The sequence below is a fragment of the Actinomyces sp. MRS3W genome (assembly GCF_032465695.1).
GTDB lineage: Bacteria > Actinomycetota > Actinomycetes > Actinomycetales > Actinomycetaceae > Actinomyces.
Genome location: NZ_JAWDJJ010000353.1, coordinates 1 through 2,440, shown reverse-complemented (window position 1 = coordinate 2,440; position 2,440 = coordinate 1). Strand labels below are relative to the sequence as shown.

Genomic DNA, 2,440 nt, shown 5'->3' with positions numbered 1-2,440 from the left:
TCGCGGGCAGCCACGGTGTCGTTCAGGACGGCGGGGATCTCGACCCCGGCCGCTTTCAGTACGATGGGGGTGGGCATTGCTTTGCCTCCTTACAGGCTTCTGCCGAATGCTCGCAGCTCGGCGAGCTTGGCCTCGGACTTGTTCTGGGAGCCGTGTGCGGTGAAGATGCCGGCGTCCTCGATTTTCATCCACTCTGTGAATGTCTTGCGGTACTCGTAGACGACACCGTCGTAGACGTCGGGCGAACCCGAGCTCAGGAAGAGTGCGGTCTTCCTGAGGCTTGGGTAGAGGCCCTGCGCGTACAGGCGGTGCACGACGGCCTGCAGCTGCGCGGTCAGCCCGAAGTAGTAGACGGGGCTCGCGAGCACCAGCATGTCGGAGGCGTTGATGGCCTCGACGATCTCGGCCATGTCGTCCCTCTGCACGCAGGCTCCGTCGCCCTTCGCGTGGCAGTACTCGCAGCCCCTACAGCCCGCCACCTGCTTTCGGCACACGTTCACCACGTCGACGTTGTGGCCCGCCTCGCGCGCCCCTTCGGCGAACGCGTCGATCATGGCCCTCGTGTTGCCGTTGGCCCGCGGGCTGCCGTTCAGGACCAGTACTTCATAGCCAACTCCTTCTTGTCTGTAATCGTTACGCCAGCTCGAGCGTTACCTGCACGTCGCCTGCGCCCAGCGTGTCGCGCAGCGAGCCTACGAACTCGTCGTCGATGCGCCCCAGGCGCGTGAAGCTCCAGGAGTTGGGCGCGTAGTAGATGACGAGCGCGCTACCCTGGTACAGGATGATGTCGCCCGCGCCCGTGGTGATCTGCTCGTCGTTGGCCGGGAGGCTCTGGCCGATCGGGCCGACCTTCTCCATGCCGGCGTAGTCGCTCATGTCGACCGTCAGCGGGCCTTCCTCCAGCAGCGCGGCGAGCGCCTCGGCCGACGAGTTGTCGGCGAGCGTGGCGGTCATGGTCGTTCCGTTCGCGGTGATGGCTATCTTCGTTTCCATGGTCTTCTCTCCTGATTGCCCTTCCTGGCTCTCGTCGTCGGGCATGCCTGCCGTCTCGTCCGTGGCCGAGACGCTGGATGGCTCCTGGCCCTGCTGGCCGGCCGGCTGGCCGCCCTGCGAGCAACCTGGCAGCACGGCGATGCAGGCGGCGATGAGAACGGCCAGCATTCCCACGGCGAGTAGCCCTGATTGTCTCTGCTTGATTGTTTGCCCGTATCGGAACATCCCACCTGGCCCCTCCGAAGCCGGGGCGAACGGGGCGACGTGGCCCCATCCGCCCGATTGCCCGTATGTCCTACTTCAGGTTCTCCTCGAGGAACGCGACGATCTCGTCGAACGGGATGACGTCCAGGTTGTCGTAGAGGTCGGTGTGAACGGCGTCCGGGATGATCACGAGCTCCTTGTTGGCGGCCCACTTCTCGCCTTCGCCGGAGGTCATGTCGGCGAACGCGTCCCTGCTGAAGTAGCAGGAGTGCGCCTTCTCGCCGTGGACCATCAGGACCGCGCTGCGGATCTCCCTCGCGTACTGCAGGATCGGCATGTTGACGAGGTTCCAGGTGGAGGTGTTGACCCAGGCGCGGCTGAAGTTGACGGCGCGGGGGTGGAAGGCCCTGCCGATGCCGGGCGCGTAGTAGGCCATGTAGTCCTGCACGAACTGCGGGATTTCCCCGTCGGGCGCACCTGCCGACATGTCCGGCTTGGAGTAGGCGCCGGATGAGTAGTCCGCGGTCCTCGCCGCCGCCAGCTGCTGGCGCATGGCGTAGCGGGCGTCCTCGTCGGTGGAATCGAAGTAGCCGCGGGCGCTGACGCGGGTCATGTCGTACATGGTGGAGGTCACCGTGGCCTTGACGCGGGTGTCCATCGCCGCCGCGTTAAGAGCGAAGCCGCCCCAGCCGCAGATGCCGATGATGGCGATCTTCTCTGGGTCGACGTCGTCCCGGCAGCTCAGGTAGTCCACGGCCGCCGAGAAGTCCTCGGTGTTGATGGCGGGGTCGGCCGTGTCGCGCACGGCGCCGCCGGACTCGCCGGTGAAGGAGGGGTCGAAGGCGATGGCCAGGAAGCCGCGCTCCGCCATGGTCTGCGCGTACAGGCCGCTGCACTGCTCCTTGACCGCGCCGAAGGGGCCGCACACCGCGACGGCGGGGAGCCTGCCGTCCGCGTCCATCGGGACGTACAGGTCGGCCGCCAGCGTGATGCCGTAGCGGTTGTGGAAGGTCACCTTCTCGTGGTCGACCTTGTCGCTCTCCGGGAAGGTCTTGTCCCATTCCTGGGTGAGCTCGAGTTTCTCGTCATACATGGTCTATGTCCTTTCTTCGGGCCGTGCCCGCAGGTTCGTCCGTCGTTTCCTTACAGCGCCAGGTAGTGGCCGTCGTCGACCGGCTCGAGCCACTCGTTGGAGGTCTCGGTGCCGGGCACCTCGATCGAGATATGGCTGAACCAGCTGTCC

3 protein-coding genes are annotated in these 2,440 nt (G+C 65.9%); all 3 read right to left on the bottom strand.

From position 1 onward, the window contains the following. Positions 1-89 precede the first annotated feature (89 nt). Entirely contained in the window at positions 90-593 is a 504-nt protein-coding gene (locus RWX45_RS13150; protein ID WP_316024166.1) for a flavodoxin family protein, read from the bottom strand. 40 nt (positions 594-633) lie between these two features. Then, positions 634-1,161, bottom strand: a complete 528-nt coding sequence (locus RWX45_RS13145) for a cyclophilin-like fold protein (RefSeq protein ID WP_316024165.1) — start codon at positions 1,159-1,161, stop codon at positions 634-636. A gap of 127 nt (positions 1,162-1,288) precedes the next feature. Continuing rightward, on the bottom strand, positions 1,289-2,290 hold the full coding sequence (locus RWX45_RS13140; protein ID WP_316024164.1) for an alpha/beta hydrolase: 1,002 nt from the start codon (positions 2,288-2,290) through the stop codon (positions 1,289-1,291). Positions 2,291-2,440: the final 150 nt, after the last annotated feature.

Bases quoted from the DNA above. Each gene is read 5' to 3' on its own strand.
- RWX45_RS13145 (WP_316024165.1), bottom strand. From the start codon at position 1,161: ATGCTGGCCGTTCTCATCGCCGCCTGCATCGCCGTGCTGCCAGGTTGC.
- RWX45_RS13140 (WP_316024164.1), bottom strand. From the start codon at position 2,290: ATGTATGACGAGAAACTCGAGCTCACCCAGGAATGGGACAAGACCTTC.